Below are 19,218 nucleotides of genomic sequence, written 5' to 3' on the forward strand. Positions count from 1 at the left end.
ACAGGGGGATCAGGTGCCCGGGCCCTTGCGCGGTTTCCGTTCGATGCCGGGGTTCTGGCCTCTGCTCTGCGTCGGGCCGTGCGCCGACGACCGTGCGGTGTTCTGCGTCGGCGGCGTGGCGGTGGTGTGAAGTGCCGCGGAGGGGGCGTCCAGTCCGGTGGTCGCGGGTCCGTGGAGGTTCGCGGCGTTGTCGGGTCCCGGTGGTGTCGTGGGGGTGGGCGAGGGGCCGGGCGGCGACGGCGGCAACGTGGCGGCTGCCGCGGCACGCATCTCGGGTGTGACGTCGGGTGTGCTGAGTTGAGGCCGGCCGTCGGCGGCTTGGAGGGCGCGTTGTGCCATCGTGGCGACCCAGCCGTGCTGGTAGCCGTTCCAGGACGCCTGACCGAACCGCTGCTCATGGACCTCGGCGGCCGTCATCCGTGGCGCGGCCGGCCCCGCCCGGTCGTGGGGGAAGACGGCGTCACGGAGCCCGTCCGCCTGCCGTGCCGCTTCGGCGGAACCCGGCGGCGGACGGTACGGCGCGTCACGCTCCCAGTCGACCCCCGTCGCCTCCTGGGCGCCGGTGTTGTGCTCGGACGCGACGTGACGTGCCGCTTCGAGCTGCGCCGCCGCGGTATCCACCTGGACGACGGCCCGGTTCGCACGTCCCTCCGTCCAGGCAACCTCGGCCTGCTGTGCGGCCTCGGCGCCGTGCCTGCGTCCTTCGGCGAAGCCGCGCATGGTCGCGTCGAGGTACGCGGCCTGGGGCCCGAGCCGGTCCAGATGCGGGGGCATGGCCGGGGCGGCCGGCAGATCGAGGTCGTGCGGCGCGTTCGGAATGTGCACCGACAGCTCGCCGACCGGGACCCACCGGTTCCCGACCGCCCACCGCTGTGTTCCGGACGCTGCTCGTTCCGCGGTCACCTCCGACAGCGCCGTCTCGATGGCGGCCTGCGTGGTGTCGAGCGGGCGACCGCCGTTCAGGTACCTTCTGACCGTCTTCTCGGCGACGCCCGCTCGTTCCGCCACCTCGCCCGTCTCGATGCCGAGCGTCGACATCTCGGCCTTCAGGTCGCGACCGGTTTCCTCGGCCCGCCGGGCCGCCATGTCGGCCAGTGCGGCCTCCACCGCCGCCCTCTTGCCCGGCTTCAACTCGCGCAGGCCACGCTCCGCGAGGCTGAGCGTGTTGGGATGGACGTCCGCCCGTTCCGCGACCTCGTGCAACTGCGCGCCAGTGACCTGCGCTCGGCGCGCAGGTCCACCGGCTGACGCAGTTCGCGCTCGGCCGCCGCCTTGCCGAGCGCCGTGCGAATCGCCCTCTGCGTCTCGGCGTTCGGGCGCAGCGTGGTCTCATCCTCGAGACGCGCGACCGTCTTCTTGGACACCCCCGCCATCGCGGCGAGCCCCGCCACCGACAGGCCGAGCGCCTCACGCTCCTCCCGGCTGTGGGAGAGCGGCACTTCGTCGCGGGCGGCGTCGATCCTCGTCAGTGCGTCGTTCACCGCCGCGACATCATGGGGATCGGCACGGCCCACGCCGTCCTTCTCCATCGCGGCGATGCGCTTGACGGACACCCCTGCCGCTTCGGACAGTTCCTCTTGCGACGTACCGAGACCACGACGCCTCGACCTGACGTCGAGATCCGGAGTCACGTGCGGTTCCGCGACGGCACCGAAGTCGCGCGGTTGGCCGCGTTCCGCGGCCAGTTCCCGGAGTGTCCGGCGCACCTTGCGCTCGGTGTCGGGCTTCGCCCTGGCCTTGCCAGTCCCCAACCGCCACAGCGACGGGACGGAGACACCTGCCCGCTCGGCGAATTCCGCCCTCGACAGCCCGGTCGCCTTGATCTCCGCGCCCAGGTCGAACTCCAGGACGGTCGCCTGGGACCCCTGATCGGCGGCGCCGGCCGCCGCGTTGTCCGCGTTGTGATCGCGTTCGCGATTCCTCGCGGGCGCGTTTTCCTGTTCTCCGCGTCGCGGAGCCTGCCCGCAACGGAATGCCGGAGGGTTCTCGTCGGGTGGGCGCGCCCCTGCGTGTCGTCCCCGGGGACGCGGCCCGCGGTGCGCGAACATCGACGCTGAGAGGCATTTGTCGGCCCCGCCCGGGACGGGAATTCCCCCTGTGGACGCGGGTGCCGCTCCGCGACGGAAAGACCGAGACAGGAAGAAGGCGGACGTGTCCGGCAGCGAAAGCGAAAATCCCGCGATCCCTTCCCCATCCCCCACGTCGACCCGCCCCAGAACGAATCGGGACTGGTGGCCGCAACAGCTGGATCTTCAGGTTCTCCGCCAGCATGCTCCCCAGCCCGAGGCGCCGGGCGGGGATTTCCACTACGCGGAGGAGTTCGCGAAACTCGACGTCGACGCGCTGAAGCGGGACGTTTTCGCGGTGATGACGACGTCCCAGGACTGGTGGCCCGCGGACTACGGCCACTACGGGCCGCTCTTCATCCGCATGAGCTGGCACGCCGCGGGAACGTACCGGATCGCCGACGGCCGGGGCGGCGCCGGTGCGGGCGCCCAACGGTTCGCGCCCCTCAACAGCTGGCCGGACAACGCGAGTCTGGACAAGGCGCGCCGTCTTCTCTGGCCGGTGAAACAGAAATACGGCCAGAAGATCTCCTGGGCCGACCTCCTGGTCTTCGCCGGCAACTGCGCGATGGAATCCATGGGATTCAAGACGTTCGGATTCGCCTTCGGCCGACCCGACGTCTGGGAGCCGGAAGAAATCTTCTGGGGCCCCGAGGACACCTGGCTCGGAGACGAGCGCTACAGCGGCGACCGGGAACTCGCCGGACCGTTCGGAGCCGTCCAGATGGGATTGATCTACGTCAATCCGGAAGGACCCAACGGAAATCCCGATCCGATCGCCGCGGCACGGGACATTCGCGAGACCTTCGCACGCATGGCGATGAACGACGAGGAAACGGTCGCACTCATCATCGGCGGCCACACCTTCGGCAAATGCCACGGCGCCGTCGACCCCTCGTACGTCGGCCCGGAACCCGAGGCCGCCCCGCTCGAACAGCAGGGGCTCGGCTGGCGGAACACGTCCGGCACCGGCAGCGGTCCCGACGCGATCACCAGCGGGCTGGAGGGCGCCTGGACCTCCGAGCCGACGAAGTGGGACAACGGCTATCTGGACAACCTGTTCGGCTACGACTGGACACGGACCACGAGCCCCGCCGGCGCACACCAGTGGACCCCCACGGACCCGTCGGCCCAGGGCACGGTGCCCGACGCCCACGACCCGTCGAAGCGGCACGCGCCGATGATGCTGACGACCGACCTCTCGCTGAAGCTTGACCCGATCTACGGGCCGATCTCCAAGTCGTTCCACGAGAACCCGGCCAAGCTCGCGGACGCTTTCGCCAAGGCCTGGTACAAGCTGCTGCACCGCGACATGGGCCCCATCTCGCGCTACCTGGGCCCCTGGATCGCGGAGCCGCAGCTGTGGCAGGACCCCGTCCCCGCCGTCGACCACGCGCTGGTCGACGACACCGACATCGCCGCCCTCAAGGCCCGGATTCTCGACTCGGGCCTCTCGATCCCGCACCTGGTCACCACCGCCTGGGCCTCGGCGGCGAGCTTCCGCGGCACCGACAAGCGCGGCGGGGCCAACGGCGCCCGCATCCGGCTTGCCCCGCAGAAGGACTGGGAGGTCAACGACCTGCCCGAGGTCGCCGAGACCGTACGCACCCTCGATCGGATCCGCCAGGAGTTCGACGACGCGAAGCCCGGCGGCAAGAAGGTCTCGCTCGCCGACCTGATCGTCCTGGGCGGGTGCGCCGCCGTCGAGCGGGCCGCGAAGAACGCCGGGCACGAGGTCACGGTCCCGTTCGCGCCCGGGCGTACCGATGCCTCGCAGGAGAACACGGATGTGGAGTCGTTCTCCGTCCTCGAACCCCGCGCCGACGGGTTCCGCAACTACCTGCGGCAGGGCGAGAAGCTCTCGCCGGAGACGCTGCTGCTGGACCGCGCCAACCTGCTGACGCTCACCGCGCCCGAGATGACGGCCCTGGTCGGTGGCATGCGCGCCCTCAACACCGGCTTCCGGCAGTCCCCGCACGGGGTGCTCACCGACCGCCCGGAGAAACTGACGAACGACTTCTTCGTCAACCTGCTCGACATGCGCACCGAGTGGAAGCCCTCGGCCACCGACGAAAACGTGTACGAGGGCCGCGACCGCGGCACGGGTTCCCTCACGTGGACGGCCACCGCGGTCGACCTCGTCTTCGGATCCCACTCCCAACTCCGCGCGATCTCCGAGATCTACGCCTCCGAGGACGGCGAAGCACGCTTCGTACGCGACTTCATCGCCGCCTGGGACAAGGTGATGAACCTCGACCGATTCGACCTGCGCTGACCCACCCACGGACCCGGCGCCGCCGCCGGCACCGATGGTCCGTCGCCACAACGGCCGCCGCCCCTCACACCGGCGGCGGCCGTTACAGTTTCCGCATGACTGCCGTGACACCGTCCGCGACGACCGCTGTCGAGTCCGTGCCGTCGGGGCGCGTGCGTATCCCGTACGACCCGGACCTGCTCGCGCCGTTGCCCGTCGGGCTGCCGGTCGAGGTGTACGACGGCGTCACCGAGGCGCCCACGAAGCACGACGGCGTCGCGTTCTACGTCCTGCCGTACTCCTTCGACCCCGCACCGCTGCGGCTGCTCGCCGACATGCCGGACCTGCGGGTCGTGCAGGCACTGACCGCCGGTTACGAGCACGTGCTGCCCTACCTGCCCCCGGGCGTCACGCTGGCGAACGGGCGCGGCATCCACGAATCCAGTACCGCCGAACTGGCCGTCACCCTGACGCTCGCGTCGCTGCGCGGCGTCCCGCGGTTCGTACGCGGACAGAACTCCGGGGAGTGGCCTGCGGGTTGGTATCCCGCGCTGGCCGACAAGACCGTGCTCATCATCGGGTACGGCGCCATCGGCGAGGCGGTCGAACGACGGCTCGCGGGCTTCGAGACGGACATCGTCCGGGTCGCCCGCAGCGCACGGACCACCCCCGACGGAGCACCCGTGCACGCCATCACGGACCTGCCCGACCTGCTGCCCGACGCCGACGTGGTGATCCTCACGACGCCCTTCACCGCGGAGACTCGGGGCATGGTCGACGCGGCCTTTCTCGCGCGCATGCGCGACGGCGCGCTTTTGGTGAACGTCTCGCGCGGGCCCGTCGTCGACACCGACGCGCTCGTCGCCGCATTGCGAAGTGGACGCGTGAAGGCGGCACTTGACGTCACCGATCCCGAACCGCTGCCCGCCGACCACCCCCTGCGACACGCCCCCGGGGTGCTCATCAGCCCGCACGTGGGCGGCAGTTCGTCGGCGTTCCGACCTCGCGCCTTCCGACTGATCCGACGTCAGATCACCGCGTGGGCCTCCGGACAACCACTCGACAACATCGTGGCCGGACCGCCGCGGTAGGCAACAGGCGTACGTGCAAACGCAGTTCAATGCAAGGACAAGCCAACTAGGAGCTGTACGAAGGATCATGATCGGAGCCAGATGCGGATGGCTGCGACGGTGACGGTGCCGCGGTAGATGTAGGCGCGTTTGTCGTATCCGGTGGCGACGGCGCGGAACTGTTTCAGCCGGTTGATCAGGCGTTCTGCGGTGTTGCGGGTCTTGTACAGATCGGTGTCGAAGCCGGGCGGGCGCCCGCCGGACGAGCCCTTCGCCGTGCGGCCGCCGGGGCCGGGTCTTGCGGGCGCCGGCGGCGTGCTGGTGGGCCCGCACGATCGTGGAGTCGACCGCCACGCCCCACGCGATCGCGGCCACCGCTGTCTCCGGCGCGGCCGGGTCCGCCTTCGGGGCGTCGGCCGCGCGTGGCAGCGCGGTCAGGATCCGTTCCCAGGTGCCGTCGGCCGACCAGCGGCGGTGGCGCTCGTAAACAGTGCTCCACGGTCCGAATCGCTCAGGCAGATCGCGCCACACCACCCCGGTTCGATCCCGGAAGAACACCCCGCCGATCACCCGCCGGTGGTCCGCCCACCGACCCCGCGGCCGGTGCCAACCGGCAACAACGGCTCCAGCAACCACCACTCACGATCCGTCAGATCCCCACGCTGCCCGGCTGGGCAGGTCGACCGGGCCCCGGACCCGGTGGACCGCAACGTCGTCGCCGGCGCCCCGAACCGGTGCCGGGTCGCGGACTTCACGCATGCGAAGACCTGGGCGGGCGTGGTCCACGTCGCGTTCGTCGTGGACACCTTCTCCCGCCGGTCGTCGGCTGGTCGGCCGCCACCGCGAAGGAGACGGTGTTCGTGCTCGACGCGCTGGAGATGGCGATCTGGCAGCGTGATCGCGACCAACGGCCGGTGCTGCCCGGCGAGTTGGCACATCACTCGGATACCGGATCGCAGTACACGAGTTTCCGGCTCGCCGAGCATCTGGACGAGGCCGGAATCGCCGCCTCGATCGGATCGGTCGGCGACGCCTACGACAACGCACTCATGGAGTCCACGATCGGGCCGTTCAAGACCGAGCTGATCAAACCCCGCCGGCCATGGAAGACGCTGTCCGACGTCGAACTCGCCACCGCCGAATACGTCGACTGGTACAACCACCACCGACTCCACGGTGAAATAGGCCACGTCCCGCCCGTCGAATACGAGAACAACCACTACCGCGAAACCACGAAACCCCAGGTCACAACCACCAACCGGGATCTCTACCGACCCCGGAACGGTTCAAGCTCATCCGCTGCTCATTGTGTGGACCTTCCAAGGATCGTCGAGAGTCGTGCGGACCAAGGTGATGAATATGACTGTGAGCGTGGATGCTTCGGTCCAGTTGTCGCGGCCGTGGGGCGTCGTGTTGACAGTCCACGCCCGATACGCGGTCAACGTGGAGTCGGACGGCCGGCCCATTTCGACTGCGGGTGCGGCCATCACTGTGGTGTACACGCGGTGTTCGGCCCAGCGCAGCCAGTCGGCTCCGGGACCGGACCGCGGCGGGGTGGCGATCACCCGCGCCAGGTACTCGGTCGACAGCCACGGTGCGGTACGGAGCATCGCATCGTGCCATGACAAGTCGATGGTGGTGTCCACAGTCCGCATGGTGACTACGACAGCCCGCGACACGGCTGTCGCGTCCGCACCGTCGATCCCCTCGGCCGCGGGGAGTCCTCCTGCCGGGGTGCCCGGCGCGCCGCGAGGCCATGGGACCGCCTGTGGCATGGACACCGTAGGGACAACCGGCCGACGGCCCGGCTCCACCGCCGGCCTTGGTGCCGGTGTGCCCGGGCGCGTATCCCGCGGAGTCGGCGGCGCTTCCGTCTCCGTTCTCGGAAGACTGCACGCGGCAAGAACGGCAGCGACCGCTGTCGCGGCTGCTGCGGCTCGGCCCACCCGGCGGTTCATGCGGCAATGCTCCCCGAACCGAACCTCCGTATCTCCATGCCTTCTCCCCCGTATTGCCTGAGGAGTTCAGCCCGGCGCACCAGCAGCCCGGTACGTGGTGCCTCGACGATCTGGTAGTCGTTGCCTACTTGGATTCCGGTGTAGATCACGACGTGGTGAGGATCCACAGATGATGTGTCCTGCGAGTGGTAGATGTAGATGGCGTCGCCGGGCTGCATGTCTGTCAGGCGGGGTACCTCCACCGCGTCTGGCAGCTTGACTTGGAGTCCTGTGTAATGCGGCATCACCTCATTGGGGGTTACTCCGACTGCGCGCTTTGCCTGGTACACCGCGTAGAGCACCAGTCCCGAACAGTCGAAGCCTCCACGGGTCTTACCTTTTTGGTCGCCTCCACCCCAGACGTACGGCAGGCCGAGCTGGCTTTCGGCTTGACGGACAATCTCGGCGCCGAGTATGGTGGCGCGCCCGGCCCCGGCAGCGACCGGAACCACCGTCGACTGCGCGTAGGCCTCCATCTTCGCCCTAATGTTGCGGACGTAGTTGCGCGTTTCGTCGATATCCGGCACGCCATCCGCGGCGATGACGGCGCCCGGGCCCGCGTTGTATGCGGCGAGCATGTTGTCGATCGGGTCACCGGGCACATTCCGCACCGACCGTGCGACCGAGCAGTCATACGCCGCCTGTGAGGCGATGGCGTCTTCGGGGTCATAGATGTTGCGTTCCCCGTCACCGTTCGCGTCGATGCCGTGGACGGCCCAGGTGGCCGGCATGAACTGTGCTATGCCCTGCGCGCCCGCGTGACTGGGCGGTGTGTCGACCCGGGCGCCGGACTCTTGGTGGAGCTGCGCGGCGAGTAGGGCCGGGGTGACCAAGTCGCAGGGGGCATTGGTGCCATAGCGCTGGATAAGTGGGTGCAGTTCCGAGGGGGTCTCATGAAGGGCCACGGGGCTGAGGCCGTCGGCCAACTTCTCCGCACCCTGCCTGGCCAATTCGTCGGCTCGGTCCTGAATGACTTCCTTCCACGCACCACAGCCGACGAGGGGGGCGAGCGCCAGGAGACTCACCATCGTCGCTACGCCTCGGAAGCGTACGCGTCGTCCTGCCTGTCGGCTGAGTGCCACTGGACATGGCCAGTTCACGGCTTGGTCCCCGTTACCGCCGATGGCAGTTCAGTTTCCATTGCACGAGGTCCCCGACGGGCCGCCTGGATGAGATCGCGCGTGTTTGCCACGGTCCTGCTCAAGTCCTGTCGAGCTTGTTTTGTGACGTCCGCTGCGTTGCCGAAAGCATCCCCGATGACGCCCATGACAGCTGGTACAGGCATGGGGCTTCACCCCTTTCTGTTACTCCGTACGGCGTGCGCCACTACGCACCGCCGTTGTCTTCGTCGGTGAGTGTGGCGTCGAACGCCGGGTGGTTCCACATCCCCGGGGGCGCGGGGCTCACGGGCAGCGGTCCCAGGGGAAACTCGGTGTGGCCGACGTTTGGATCACAGGCCGCGAACGGACCGTAGTCAGGGTCCATCAAGTGCCGAAGGTGAGGGTCCGCGTGGTTGAGCCACCAGGTCGACAGCCCCAATGCCGGGTCACCGCGAAGGTGTTCGAATGCCCGCCATACCGAGGTCAGCCGCGCGATTGCCTCGGGGTGTTGCCACCATTCCGGGCACCACAGCAGTGTGCCGTTGCTGAGGCGCCGCTCCACGACAGCGGCCAAGTAGTCACCGACAAAAGTGTCGAGCCGCGTGAACATCAGACCGGCGCCGGGCCTGTCACCGCCGTCGTCCACCGATTCTTTTGCGCGTGAAGGTGCTTCGGCTTCGTACTCGTACTCGTACTCGTCCTTCATGGGGTTGCCGTGACGGTTGTGGGCGGTACGATCTCCGCCGCCGACGGCTCGTAGCGATCCAGGGAGGCACGGACCTCCTCGGCCGCTGGTCCCTCCCACCACGGCACGCTCCTGGCAAGCACGGGCTTGGCACCGCTGATCTGCACGAACATCCGACCCCGAGGCATCGCCGCCAGGTCGTGCTCGTCCAATACGGGCTCGGAGCGGGAGGCCCGGTTGACCGTGCCGCCGATCAGTTGGGTGCTCTTGCGGCTGGTCGCGAGGGTTTCCGGTTCAAAGACGCCGGACGTCTTGGACAGGTCGCTCAGGAACTTCATGTCGAAGACGCCGCCGCCGTACACACGGATGTTGGCGGCGCCCCACAGCTTCGCCATACCGCCTTCCCCCCAGGCTGCCGTACCCTGGGCCCACGATTGCAGGATTGTCATCATGACAATGCCGCGCGATCCGAAGTGCGAGTACTTGTCGGGCAGCGCCTTCCATGGGCAGATGTTCGCCGCCTCGTCCAGGACGAACAGCATGGGCGTGGGCAGCCGCCCGCCGGGTGATGCGGTGGCTGTGTTCTCGGCCCCTTCGGCGAGCGCCGCGGTCAAGGCCAGCACGAGCGGTGCTGCCATCTTGTTCGTCTCTTCCGACAACAGGTACAGGGTGTCGCGTCCCTCGCGAATGAACTCGCCGACGTCGAATCTCGGCCGAACCGGACCGTCTCCTGGCGTAACCCAACGCGTCACGGACGGCGCGGTGAGGAAGGACAGCATCTGCTGTGCGGTACCGAAGACTCCGGCGCGCTGGCGGTCGGGTGAACTGCAGACGCCTTCCACCGCGTCCGCGGACAGGTCGTGTCCGCCGCGACGCAGGATTCGCATTGCCGTGCGGTCCCGCGGCCTGGTCAGCCAGTAGTAGACCTCCGTGATCGGCACTCCGGCCACCGACGCGGCAAGCAGGTAATTGGCGACGAGCTCCTCGGCTGCCGGCTCGAAGTAGGCGTCGGCGCGGGCGTGTTCCGGGCGCACGACCGAGGTGAAGCGACCTGCCATCTTGACCGCGCGGACGATACTGCCGTCGACGTAGCCGAGGGGATCCCACCACCAGGTGGCGGGCTCGTTGGCCTGCTGCTGGGGGTCGAATACCCATACCTTCCCGTGGCGTTCCCGGCTGAGACGGGTCGCGTCCACGATGTCCCGCTTGTTCGATGTCACCACGCAGGCACCGGGCGCGGCGACGATGTTGGGGATCGCGCGCGTGGATGTCTTGCCGGTGCGCGGCCCCCAGATGTCGACGTGCATGTCCTCCCAGGAGCCCCAGATGTCATGGCCGTGCGGCACACTGCGCCCTACGTAAACACCAGGCGCTGCCTCGTTGGGCAGGCCGAAGCGGCGGGCCCGCTCGCGTACGACCTGGGTTGAGAAGTTTCGCAGGTCCTTGCGCTGGGCCAGGTAGGGCGCGGCACGGTCAACCTCTACATCGGGGCGTCGACGCACCTTGTAGATGACCAAAGCCGCTATGGCCGCGTACGTCGCGATCAGCAGGACAACGGCCACCGTGGCGGCGGCACCCGGCCAGGCGTATTCACCAACGGCCAGACGCACACACATAATGGGCGCAAATCCGTGCGGCGCGGGTTGTCCGCTTGCTTCGGCACCGATGGCCGCGGCTGCCCACACGGTGAACAGGCCGCCGAACACGAAGACGGTGACGGCGATACCGAGAACGGCTTCCGCGTGCACATCACCGGGGCCACGCCTGCGATTGGTCGCGCTCACGGGTTCCCCTCCTAATACACGAAAATGGCGGCTATGCCGGTGGAGCTCGCCGCGATGACGGAAGCGGCCAGGACCCAACCGAGGCGCATGAAGTGCACGGGAGCGGGATGGCCGGTATACCAGGCCATTGCCATGCCCCCTGCGCTGAGGATCACCCCGACCAGGCACAGGCATAGAGCGCCCAGAAGCGCGTATCCGAGGAGTTCGGACAGCCCCCGGACCACGGTGGGGCTGACCGACGCGGCGCGTGCTTCGGGTTGCTGGGAGAGATCGGTCATGCGGAAGTGTGGGTGATCGTCGAGGCATTGTTGCTTCATGGCGGAGGCGTGCGGCCCGGTGAAGCTGCCGGAACCGAGTGCGAGGCAGGGGTTGGCGCCGATGGGGTTGCGACAGAGTGAGCGCTTCTCGCCGACCAGCCCGGTGCAGGGGTTGTCCTTGAGGTAGTCGCTGACTGGTCGGTTGAAGAAGTTCCCGGAGGGATTTGCCAGGAACCGGTAGGTCATCTCCTTGACGCACTCGGTCTTTGTGCTTCCGGTGATATCGGAGAAGTAGCCCCACGCGTCCCCCAGTCGCAAAATGGGCAGGGCGTTCTCGACGAGTTCCTCGCCCAGGCTGTCGTTCCACACGGGGAAGTCGAAGACCAAGTGTTGGCCGGCCGCGAGCGCGGAATTATCGGAGATGTCCGCGCACGGACCGAGGCCGCCATTGACATAGTTGTCGTCCTTGTTTTCCTTGTGGACGTCGTGCGACCCGTCCCCGGCGCAGTAGAAGCGGTACCGGAATCCGATGTAGTCCTCGGGGACGTACAGGCAGTCGCCGGTCTCGGGGGCGGCTGCGGCCTGCGGCGCGCCGACGGTGGCTTGCACACCGACCAGCAGCATCAGGAGAGCCGTGATCGATGCCGTGGTCCGGCGGGCCGTGCTAGCCCTGCCCATGGCTCCACCTGCGGTTGGTGTTGTGGATGTCCCGTTCGGCTGCGGTCAGTTCAACGTGCACTGGGACGCCCGGTCGTCCGCCGACCTTGATCATGAAGTTGCCGAGGCCGGGTGGCGGGGCGTCGCCGCGCGCGCTGTCCCAGGCAGGTGGTGTCGCCCATCCGGTGATCAGGCGCTGCTCGGCCGTGGTCATCCCGACGACTTGGGTGAGGTCGGACATCTCGGCCTTCGGCGGCCCGCCGCAGATCACCATCCCGGCGCGTTCGGCGAAGCCTTTGGCTTTCATACGGTCTTCTTCGGCGGGCAGCGCGAGCAGATCGGACATGGTGTGTGTGATCATCGCCAGTCCCACTCCCCGCTGGCGGTTGATGCGGGTCAGCGCGTCCACGCGGTCGACGAGTCCGCGGCCGGTGCGCAGTACGCGCCACAGTTCGTCGAGGATGACGAAGTAGTGGCGTTGGGGCTCCAGTCCGGCGTCCGCAAGTGCCTGGGCGACGGCAACCGATCCGAATCCGTAGCTCCAGCAGGCGAGCAGTGCGGCGCCTTGCAGGTGGGTTTCGGAGTCGTCGATGCTGGAGACGTCGAAGCACACCGGCAAGTCGCGTCGCATGGGTTCGGTCGTGGCGTGCGCGAACATGTCTCCGAGGCGCCCGTCGCCCAGGAGCCCGACGAGGGATGCCTCGAGACCCTCGGTGACGTCCCGGTAACGGTTGACGTCTCCGCGGTCCAGTGCCGCGGCCCGCACGTCCTCGGGGGCTTCGCGGATGACCCGCAGCAGGTCGGGCATCACCGGGATTCCGTCGTGCCGGGTGTCGAGCACCTTCAGGCACACGTTGAGATTGGTGTCCTCGCGATCGGTGATCGGATGGCCGCGCACGATGGTCAACAGGGACGCGACGGCGTTCAACCGGCGGCCGCGGGAGTCGGCGAGAAGCGCTCTGCGTGCCTCGCCGGTCAACCTGAGTGCCGCGCCGGCGGCTTCGCCGGGATCCAGGACGTTCAGTCTGCCCCGGCCGCGACCCAGGGAGATCACTTGACCGCCGAGGCCCCGGATCAGATCCACGTAGTCGGGCTTGAGGTCTCCGAAGACCAGCGGGTTCACCCCATAGCCGGCGAGCCCGAGGGCTTGTCTGCGGACCACGGTCGACTTGCCCAGACCCGGTTTCCCCAAGACGAATTCACTCGGGTTGAGGATCAAAGACGCGCGCTGGAACCAGCTGATGGGATCGCAGCACACCGACGCGCCACTGGACAGGTTCCGCCCGAGCGGCACTCCGATGACGGGAGTGCCCGATCCGGCGCCGAACGGCCATAGCCCACAGACTTGTACCGTCGTCCCCCGCCACTCGACCGGCGCCTCGATGTGAGAAGACCGACCTCGTCCCCACCCCGCCCATCCGCGCGTGCCGGCCCGGTGGGGCTCGTCCGGTCGCGTCCGGCTCCTAGACAACGCGATCGCCTCCCTTGCTCATCAGGTGTCCAGCTGGTGTCAGTCGTGGGCTGTCGGGCCCGATGTCTACATGGCGTTGCGCAGGCGCTGCGGAATTCGCAGATGCTCGGCGAGCACCAGGCCCAACGGCAGCGCGCCGGCAAACGTCGACGCCTGCGCGCCGTACGCCCGTCGCAGAAGCACACGGGCGCCCGCAGCGAGGTTGCCGACCGCCGCGGCAGCGGGCGCGAGTGCGGCTTCGTCCAGGACCGTGGCGGTTACCAGCAGCCCGAAACGCACCAGCCCGGCCCCGGTCGCCTCCTCGCTTGCGGACTGATCCGCGGCCATGAGTTCCACCGAGTCCCTGGCCTGTTCGATACGTGCCTGCTGGGCCTTGAACAACGCGTCCTTGCGGTCGCGTTCGACCAGGCGAGCAGCCTCAGCGGGACTATGCGGCCGATACAGCAGGGTCACCCGTTTGCGCACGATGTCGGGATGCGGGGCAACGAGGCGATTGAGCACCGAAGAAAAAACCTCGCCGCGCGGCGCTTCGGTCATCGACCATGTGATGGAGAATGCGCCATCGTGCCGGTAATGGTCGACCGCCTCGTAGGCGCCGACGGGTCCGACCTCGTCCCACGACAACGGCAGGGGATCCGCGCCATGGCTCTCAGCCAGGAGAGCTGCCGCGGGGTCATACGCGAACCGGACCGCTTCGGTGAGTTCGTGTGCCGTCATCGGAGTCGCCATGCCGGCACCGGTCATGGCGAGATCCTCGGCCAGCCCCGGAAGACGCAGCGCAATCTCCTCGGCCATCTCGGCCACACTGACTTCGTCGTCCCCTTCGGTGCCCTCGCTCACGTAGGTCAGTGCGATTCGTGAGGTGATCTCCGCCGAGCCAACGGGGTAGTCCTGCACAATGTCGTGCAACACCTCCTGGGCGACCTGGGGCGCTGACGGATCCAGGTTGCCGACGACCTCCCGGCGCAGTCGGACGCCGGTGTCCGGCGCTGTCTCAATCGTCGCGGAGGCGGCTGCGAGCCGGGGTTCATGGGCGAGAACCGCCAGCCAACGGCCCCAATGAGCGACCCAGAGGTCGACCTGTTCCGAGTCGACCAACGAGGCCCCATCCGCGCTCGTCTCAAGCACCACTGTGTAAGTGCGCGTGGCAGGGCAGTGCGTCAAGGCGAACGGTTGTCCGTAGGCGTCCTCGGCCTCGAAGAGTTCAAGAGTCGCCCCGATGCCCGGCAGCGGACTGACACTCCCCGGAATCCGACCCAATACGCCGGCCTGGTACAGGTGTTGGCCCTGCGACGAGCCCCAAAGCCAGGCCAACCGCGAGCCGACCCATTGCAGCCCGCTGCGGCCGTGCTTGTCCCGCATCATCAGGGGGACAACAGCCATGGTCGCGACGACGGCAATGAACAACGCCAGCATGGTGGAGACCATCATGGTGACGATGACCAGTCCCAATGCGGCAAGCACGAGGAGCGATCCGCCGAGTCCAAGTCGACCGATGCCCGGTGAACTGGGCTTACGCCAGTTTCCGTAGGTACGGATGTCAGTGTCGGGCATGTCTCTTCCTGTCTGGTGCCACTCACGGACGGCCCGGCGGACGACTGCCGGACACGGGCCGGTGGAATGTGCTTGGACGAACGGCGCGGGCCAGAGCATCGATCTCGGGGTTGGAGGGGTGACGGGAGTGGATGCGCAGAAAGCCACGCCTCGCTGACGCGACATATCCTTCCCACCGGTCCCAGGCGTCCCAGTCGGCCGCGTCGGCACCCGCGGGTACGGGGATCCCGGTCCGATCGGCCACGTTTTGCGGGGTGGCGCTGGGGTCCATGCGTCGCGCGGCGTTCACCCGGTCCGACATCTCCTGCCAACGTCGACCACCGCCACGGACCACATCCGGGTCGTTCCAGTTGTCCCACCAATCGGCGAACTCGTCGCGGGACATGTCCCCCAGTCCGGCCCCTGCAGTTGGTCTCGGACCACGGCCGGCCCCAGAGGAGCGCGGAGTTGGTCCGGTAGGCGGTCCTGTCGGCGGTCTCGTGGGCGCGCCTGATCCTGCGGACGTGGTCGAAGCGCCGCCACCGCTGCCGCCGCCTCCCTTGGCTGCCGCCGCGACGCCGGCGCCCACCGGGTTCCGGCTCCCCGCTGCACTGCCACCGGCACGTCCCGCGATCTGGCGCACCGCACCGAGTGCTCCCGAACCCGCGCGACTCCCCGCCCTTGCGGCGCCTTGTGCCGCCCTGGCTGTTCCCCTGGCCACCTTCGCGGCGCCGTGGATCGCCTTGGGTGTGCCGGCGGCAGCGGCGCCTAGTGCCATCGCGCCGGTCGCCAGGACCTTGAATGCGGCCCCGTTGCCGGGTGTCGGGTCATCGATGTGCGCTGCGAACGTATTCGACGCTTTGGTCAACGCGAACGGAACAAACGCCGTCGCAGCGAAGATGATCACGGACATCCACACCCGCATGGTGTCCCCACCTTGGAGTTCGCCGGCGACGTGGAACCCGGTGACGAAAGTGACGGTGACGAATAGCTCACTGAGCACCACCGCCACTGCGCGGGCCGCCTGCTGCTTGGCCGTACGCATCCCGCCTTCGCCAGTGGCTGCCAGCGCGGCGATCAACGGAGCCGTCCCGATATAGTAGATGATCAGGAAATAGCGAAGAGTGAAGTACACGAAAAGCGTGAGCGACGTGATGATCGCTATCACCGCAGCCAGCACGTCAAGAATCGCAAATCCGGCTGTCGAATCCATCCCCGCCAGATATATTACCGTGGCGTCCTGAAGCTCCGCAGTGGCGTTATCACCTGTTCCCCGATTTAGCCCCTGAAGGATGTAAGAGGACGAGAAATCGTCCACAAAGACGACCAAGCGATCGCCGATGGTCACCGCGAGCCCGCTCACCAGAACCACACCGACCAGGGGTTTCATGGCTTCTTTCACGGGTGCGCCGTCTCGAGCCACAGCCGTTCGACCCGCAACGATCAGGATCGAGAACCCGACGCTGAAAACGACCAGTATCGAAGTTCCGTCCTGGAGAAACTCGGCGCTCTCCGATCCCTCTTCACCCTCGCCGGTCAGGTTGGGCTCGGGAACTTTCGCCCACCAAATGAACACCGTGCTGGCCGCCTGGAAGACATGCCATTCAAGGTACTCGGGGAATTCGGTAAGCCAGTCCGGCGGGTCCGGCTGATTCAGCGGACTGATGCAGAAGTTGTCGGGCTCGCCCCAGCCGTCACATCCTTGCTCGCCGTCGTCGCCGTAATCGTCCAACGCGTCCCTGGGTAGTGCACCAGGCGCTTGCTGATGCGCGGCAGACGGGCTGCCGTTTGGAGACGCTCCCATAGCCGGGGCGGCTGCCAACAAGAGGAAGCTGACAGCGGCGAGTATGCCGAGGACGATACGTCGCCACGCGACGGCGCTCGAGCTTGCGGGGTTCTGCATGGCGCTCACCGGCCGACGTTGGGCGACCAGGGAATGTATCCGGCAGTACTTGTCTCCTTTTGCGTCACCGAAGCGGCCGATGAGTTCTCCTGGACCTGTAGTCGCCAGTCGCCGTCCTGCCAGCGGACCGTGTGCACAGCGCTGACGTATCGCCCGCTTCCCGCGTCGCCGCGGAGGAGCTGCACAACCGCCTCGTCTTCGGTGTGTGAGATGAATCGGAAGCCGACGACTTGAAGCGCCCCGCGGGTCAACGCGGTGTTCTGTGCGAGCGGTCCGTTGTCTGCCTCGTTCTCGTCACGCAGAGCGTATGCGCGTTCCCGGGCATCGTCCGCGACAACCTGATGCGCCATCAGGAGCCGCCACTGGGGCGTCACTGCGTATCGTGCGCCGATCTGTGCGATGGCCAGCAACGCCCCCGTCGGTGTGTGCGCGTAGCAATACGCGAGATCATCAGCCATCACCGCAGGCCCGGCCGTAGGCGAGGAAGGAACCCAGATTCCCCGGTACCCGGACCACCTCACCCCGATCGGCGCTTGGACCGGCACGGATGTGTCCGCGGCCCCCTGCTGCGGACACACCGGCCGCAGAGCGCTCGGCATCGGCGCGGCGGACCACGTGGGCTCCGGTGGTACCGCCTCCCCGATTCCCGGCGAATCCGTGGCCGCATCCTGTGGTGCGGTAGTCGCCGAGCCCTGCACCGCTCGCGGCAATCCGCTGCCGCTGAACAGCGTGATCAGCCCGAACAGGGAGCAGAAGCCGAGAAAGCCCACGGAAACAACGAACCCCCGAGACGCGAACGGGGACGCGGCCTTCGCCTGACCAGCTGCCGGCCGCCCCGCTTCGGTCCGCCGAGCGCCACGCTTGATTCCAAATGCCATGATCGCGTCGTTTTCCTCGGTCAGATGGCCGTCGAGATAATCGCGTTGGCGCTGGCGAGGATGATGCATGCCCCGGCGACCCAACCGACTTTGCCGAGCGCTTGTACGCCCTTGCCTGTCTGCCATGCCCATGCCATGACGACGGCGCAACCAAAGAGCGACGCCAGAATGACGATCCACGCACCGAGCTGAAAAAGCCCCAGTAGATTCTGCATGCGGTCTTTGAGGCCGCCGTCGAGGTTGACATCACTCGGCGACAACGGCTCGTCAACCCTGGTGTTGGCACCGCCTGAGCTTCCGCCTACCCCAGGTGAGGCGCCCGGGCAGTTGTCAGGATCGATGTCACAGCGATCCTGGGGCAACCGTCCGGAAAGCCCGTGGTACAGGCGGACGCCGATCTCGATGCCGACGCTCATCGCGCACTCCTCGCGCCTCGAGCGAATGTCCGTCCGCGTCGCGCCTTGGCCGACCGCGACTGCTGCCAGGCTCTGACCGGCAGGGGCAGCCGCAGATCCCCCGGCACCTCCAAGCCGAGGGGCAGCGCAGCGGCGAACGCGGGTGCCTGCGCACCGTAGGCGCGCCGGAGCGACAACCGTTGTGCTCCGGACACGGCCAGCGCTGTGGAGTCGGCCGACTGCAGCGCAGACTTACCCAGCGCAGTGGCCGTGGCGACCAGACCAAGCCTTTCCAAGCCGCCGGATCGGTCCCACCGGTACAGCAGCCCGACCCGGCGCCGCACAGTCATGGAGTGCGGGCTCAGCCAGTCCGCGGCGACGATGGGCGCATCGAAGCCGTCCCGATCCGCCAGCATCCAACTGACCGATACCGCACCGTCGTGAGCGACGTGGTCCCACGCCTCGCGGACGTGCGCCGCGGTCGCGTCGCGCCAAGTCAGTCTGGACCCCGCACCGAGGCGCGACTCGGTGATGAAGCCGACTACGGTTGGGTCGTACGCCATGCGCACGGTTTCCGCGAGTCCAGCCGCACGGACGGGTCGCGCCCCGCCGGAGCCGAGCACCGACAGCGCTCCTGACAGCCTGGGAATCAACGATCCCGTCTCTGCCGTGCTGCCCAACTCGTCTCGCTGGGCCGGGACCAGACTGAGCCCCACCCGTACGCGAACGACGGCTGCGTCGTGGTCCGTTGCCTCGGCCGACTCCAAGGTCACGGTGGCGGCCTTGGCACGACCGGACCGCCCGGCCAGGTGAAGTGCTCGTTCCCATTGCTCGGTCCACGCCGCGAGGTCCGCCCATGACGGAGACTCGGACGAGCTGACCACGGCCTCGAACACCACCGTGTGCCTGTGGCCCGCCATTGGCTCCAAGATCGCAAACGGCCGTTGGTACGCGTCGTGCGCCTCGAACAGTTTGAACCCTCCCGCGAGTCCGGGAAGTCGCCCCATTCCCCAGGAGGTTCGGTTAAGCGCATCGGCAACACCTGCGGGGGCTGCGCCGGCGGTCCGGCGGTCTCGTTTCGGCCTGCCAGGGGCACGGGGTTTCAAGGAATCTCGCACCTGGATCACCGTGCTGCCCCAGATTCCACATCGCCGCAATCAAATTTTCC

At 67.9% G+C, this 19,218-nt stretch carries 15 protein-coding genes and 1 pseudogene; 3 read left to right on the forward strand and 13 right to left on the reverse strand.

All coding sequences use genetic code 11. The annotated features are described in order from the left end of the window. Positions 1 to 9: 9 nt before the first annotated feature. Positions 10 to 1,203, reverse strand: a complete 1,194-nt coding sequence (locus LO772_RS07795) for a hypothetical protein (protein ID WP_231777649.1) — start codon at positions 1,201 to 1,203, stop codon at positions 10 to 12. Then, positions 1,128 to 1,631, reverse strand: coding sequence for a helix-turn-helix domain-containing protein (locus tag LO772_RS07800; protein ID WP_231777650.1), 504 nt, complete (start codon positions 1,629 to 1,631; stop codon positions 1,128 to 1,130). Before LO772_RS07800 ends, LO772_RS07795 begins: the two co-directional genes overlap by 76 nt. Before the next feature lie 520 nt (positions 1,632 to 2,151). Between LO772_RS07800 and katG the strand changes: the two genes are divergently transcribed. Together katG and LO772_RS07810 are read left to right on the forward strand one after the other, a co-directional pair. Next, positions 2,152 to 4,341: a catalase/peroxidase HPI gene (gene katG / locus LO772_RS07805; protein ID WP_231777651.1), complete on the forward strand. Its 2,190-nt coding sequence runs from the start codon at positions 2,152 to 2,154 to the stop codon at positions 4,339 to 4,341. A 95-nt stretch (positions 4,342 to 4,436) separates the two neighbouring features. Beyond that, positions 4,437 to 5,411 carry a 2-hydroxyacid dehydrogenase gene (locus LO772_RS07810; protein WP_231777652.1) on the forward strand — a complete coding sequence of 325 codons (975 nt, stop codon included), beginning with the start codon at positions 4,437 to 4,439 and terminating at the stop codon, positions 5,409 to 5,411. A 65-nt stretch (positions 5,412 to 5,476) separates the two neighbouring features. Here LO772_RS07810 and LO772_RS07815 read toward each other — a convergent pair. Further along, positions 5,477 to 6,100: pseudogene (locus tag LO772_RS07815) on the reverse strand (IS5 family transposase). A 150-nt stretch (positions 6,101 to 6,250) separates the two neighbouring features. Here LO772_RS07815 and LO772_RS07820 point away from each other — a divergent pair. After that, on the forward strand, positions 6,251 to 7,015 hold the full coding sequence (locus LO772_RS07820; RefSeq protein ID WP_231777653.1) for an integrase core domain-containing protein: 765 nt from the start codon (positions 6,251 to 6,253) through the stop codon (positions 7,013 to 7,015). Between the two features lie 329 nt (positions 7,016 to 7,344). Here the strand turns inward: LO772_RS07820 and LO772_RS07825 are convergent, their stop codons facing one another. The 10 genes from LO772_RS07825 to LO772_RS07870 form a co-directional block, all read right to left on the reverse strand. Further along, positions 7,345 to 8,415: a C40 family peptidase gene (locus tag LO772_RS07825; protein WP_231777654.1), complete on the reverse strand. Its 1,071-nt coding sequence runs from the start codon at positions 8,413 to 8,415 to the stop codon at positions 7,345 to 7,347. Between the two features lie 298 nt (positions 8,416 to 8,713). Further along, on the reverse strand, positions 8,714 to 9,193 hold the full coding sequence (locus LO772_RS07830; protein WP_231777655.1) for a DUF4913 domain-containing protein: 480 nt from the start codon (positions 9,191 to 9,193) through the stop codon (positions 8,714 to 8,716). Then, entirely contained in the window at positions 9,190 to 10,956 is a 1,767-nt protein-coding gene (locus LO772_RS07835; protein ID WP_231777656.1) for a type IV secretory system conjugative DNA transfer family protein, read from the reverse strand. Before LO772_RS07835 ends, LO772_RS07830 begins: the two co-directional genes overlap by 4 nt. Before the next feature lie 11 nt (positions 10,957 to 10,967). Then, positions 10,968 to 11,837: a hypothetical protein gene (locus LO772_RS07840; protein WP_231777657.1), complete on the reverse strand. Its 870-nt coding sequence runs from the start codon at positions 11,835 to 11,837 to the stop codon at positions 10,968 to 10,970. Positions 11,838 to 11,877: 40 nt separating this feature from the next. Beyond that, a complete protein-coding gene (locus LO772_RS07845) occupies positions 11,878 to 13,164 on the reverse strand; it encodes a type IV secretory system conjugative DNA transfer family protein (RefSeq protein ID WP_231777658.1) in 1,287 nt (428 codons plus the stop codon). Between the two features lie 243 nt (positions 13,165 to 13,407). Further along, a complete protein-coding gene (locus LO772_RS07850) occupies positions 13,408 to 14,895 on the reverse strand; it encodes an SCO6880 family protein (protein ID WP_231777659.1) in 1,488 nt (495 codons plus the stop codon). A gap of 22 nt (positions 14,896 to 14,917) precedes the next feature. Further along, positions 14,918 to 16,606, reverse strand: coding sequence for a hypothetical protein (locus LO772_RS07855; protein WP_231777660.1), 1,689 nt, complete (start codon positions 16,604 to 16,606; stop codon positions 14,918 to 14,920). 176 nt (positions 16,607 to 16,782) lie between these two features. Continuing rightward, positions 16,783 to 17,724, reverse strand: a complete 942-nt coding sequence (locus LO772_RS07860) for a hypothetical protein (protein WP_231777661.1) — start codon at positions 17,722 to 17,724, stop codon at positions 16,783 to 16,785. Continuing rightward, positions 17,676 to 18,071 (reverse strand): hypothetical protein, encoded by a 396-nt coding sequence (locus LO772_RS07865; RefSeq protein WP_231777662.1) that lies wholly within the window; start codon positions 18,069 to 18,071, stop codon positions 17,676 to 17,678. The genes LO772_RS07860 and LO772_RS07865 overlap by 49 nt, the downstream gene beginning before the upstream one ends. Further along, entirely contained in the window at positions 18,068 to 18,949 is an 882-nt protein-coding gene (locus LO772_RS07870; RefSeq protein ID WP_231777663.1) for an SCO6880 family protein, read from the reverse strand. Before LO772_RS07870 ends, LO772_RS07865 begins: the two co-directional genes overlap by 4 nt. Positions 18,950 to 19,218: the final 269 nt, after the last annotated feature.

Source organism: Yinghuangia sp. ASG 101, from assembly GCF_021165735.1.
In the GTDB taxonomy this organism is placed as follows: Bacteria; Actinomycetota; Actinomycetes; order Streptomycetales; family Streptomycetaceae; genus Yinghuangia.

Bases quoted from the DNA above. Each gene is read 5' to 3' on its own strand.
- LO772_RS07810 (WP_231777652.1), top strand. From the start codon at position 4,437: ATGACTGCCGTGACACCGTCCGCGACGACCGCTGTCGAGTCCGTGCCG.
- LO772_RS07825 (WP_231777654.1), bottom strand. From the start codon at position 8,415: ATGGTGAGTCTCCTGGCGCTCGCCCCCCTCGTCGGCTGTGGTGCGTGG.
- LO772_RS07830 (WP_231777655.1), bottom strand. From the start codon at position 9,193: ATGAAGGACGAGTACGAGTACGAGTACGAAGCCGAAGCACCTTCACGC.
- LO772_RS07840 (WP_231777657.1), bottom strand. From the start codon at position 11,837: ATGCTGCTGGTCGGTGTGCAAGCCACCGTCGGCGCGCCGCAGGCCGCA.
- LO772_RS07850 (WP_231777659.1), bottom strand. From the start codon at position 14,895: ATGCCCGACACTGACATCCGTACCTACGGAAACTGGCGTAAGCCCAGT.
- LO772_RS07860 (WP_231777661.1), bottom strand. From the start codon at position 17,724: ATGCATCATCCTCGCCAGCGCCAACGCGATTATCTCGACGGCCATCTG.
- LO772_RS07865 (WP_231777662.1), bottom strand. From the start codon at position 18,071: ATGAGCGTCGGCATCGAGATCGGCGTCCGCCTGTACCACGGGCTTTCC.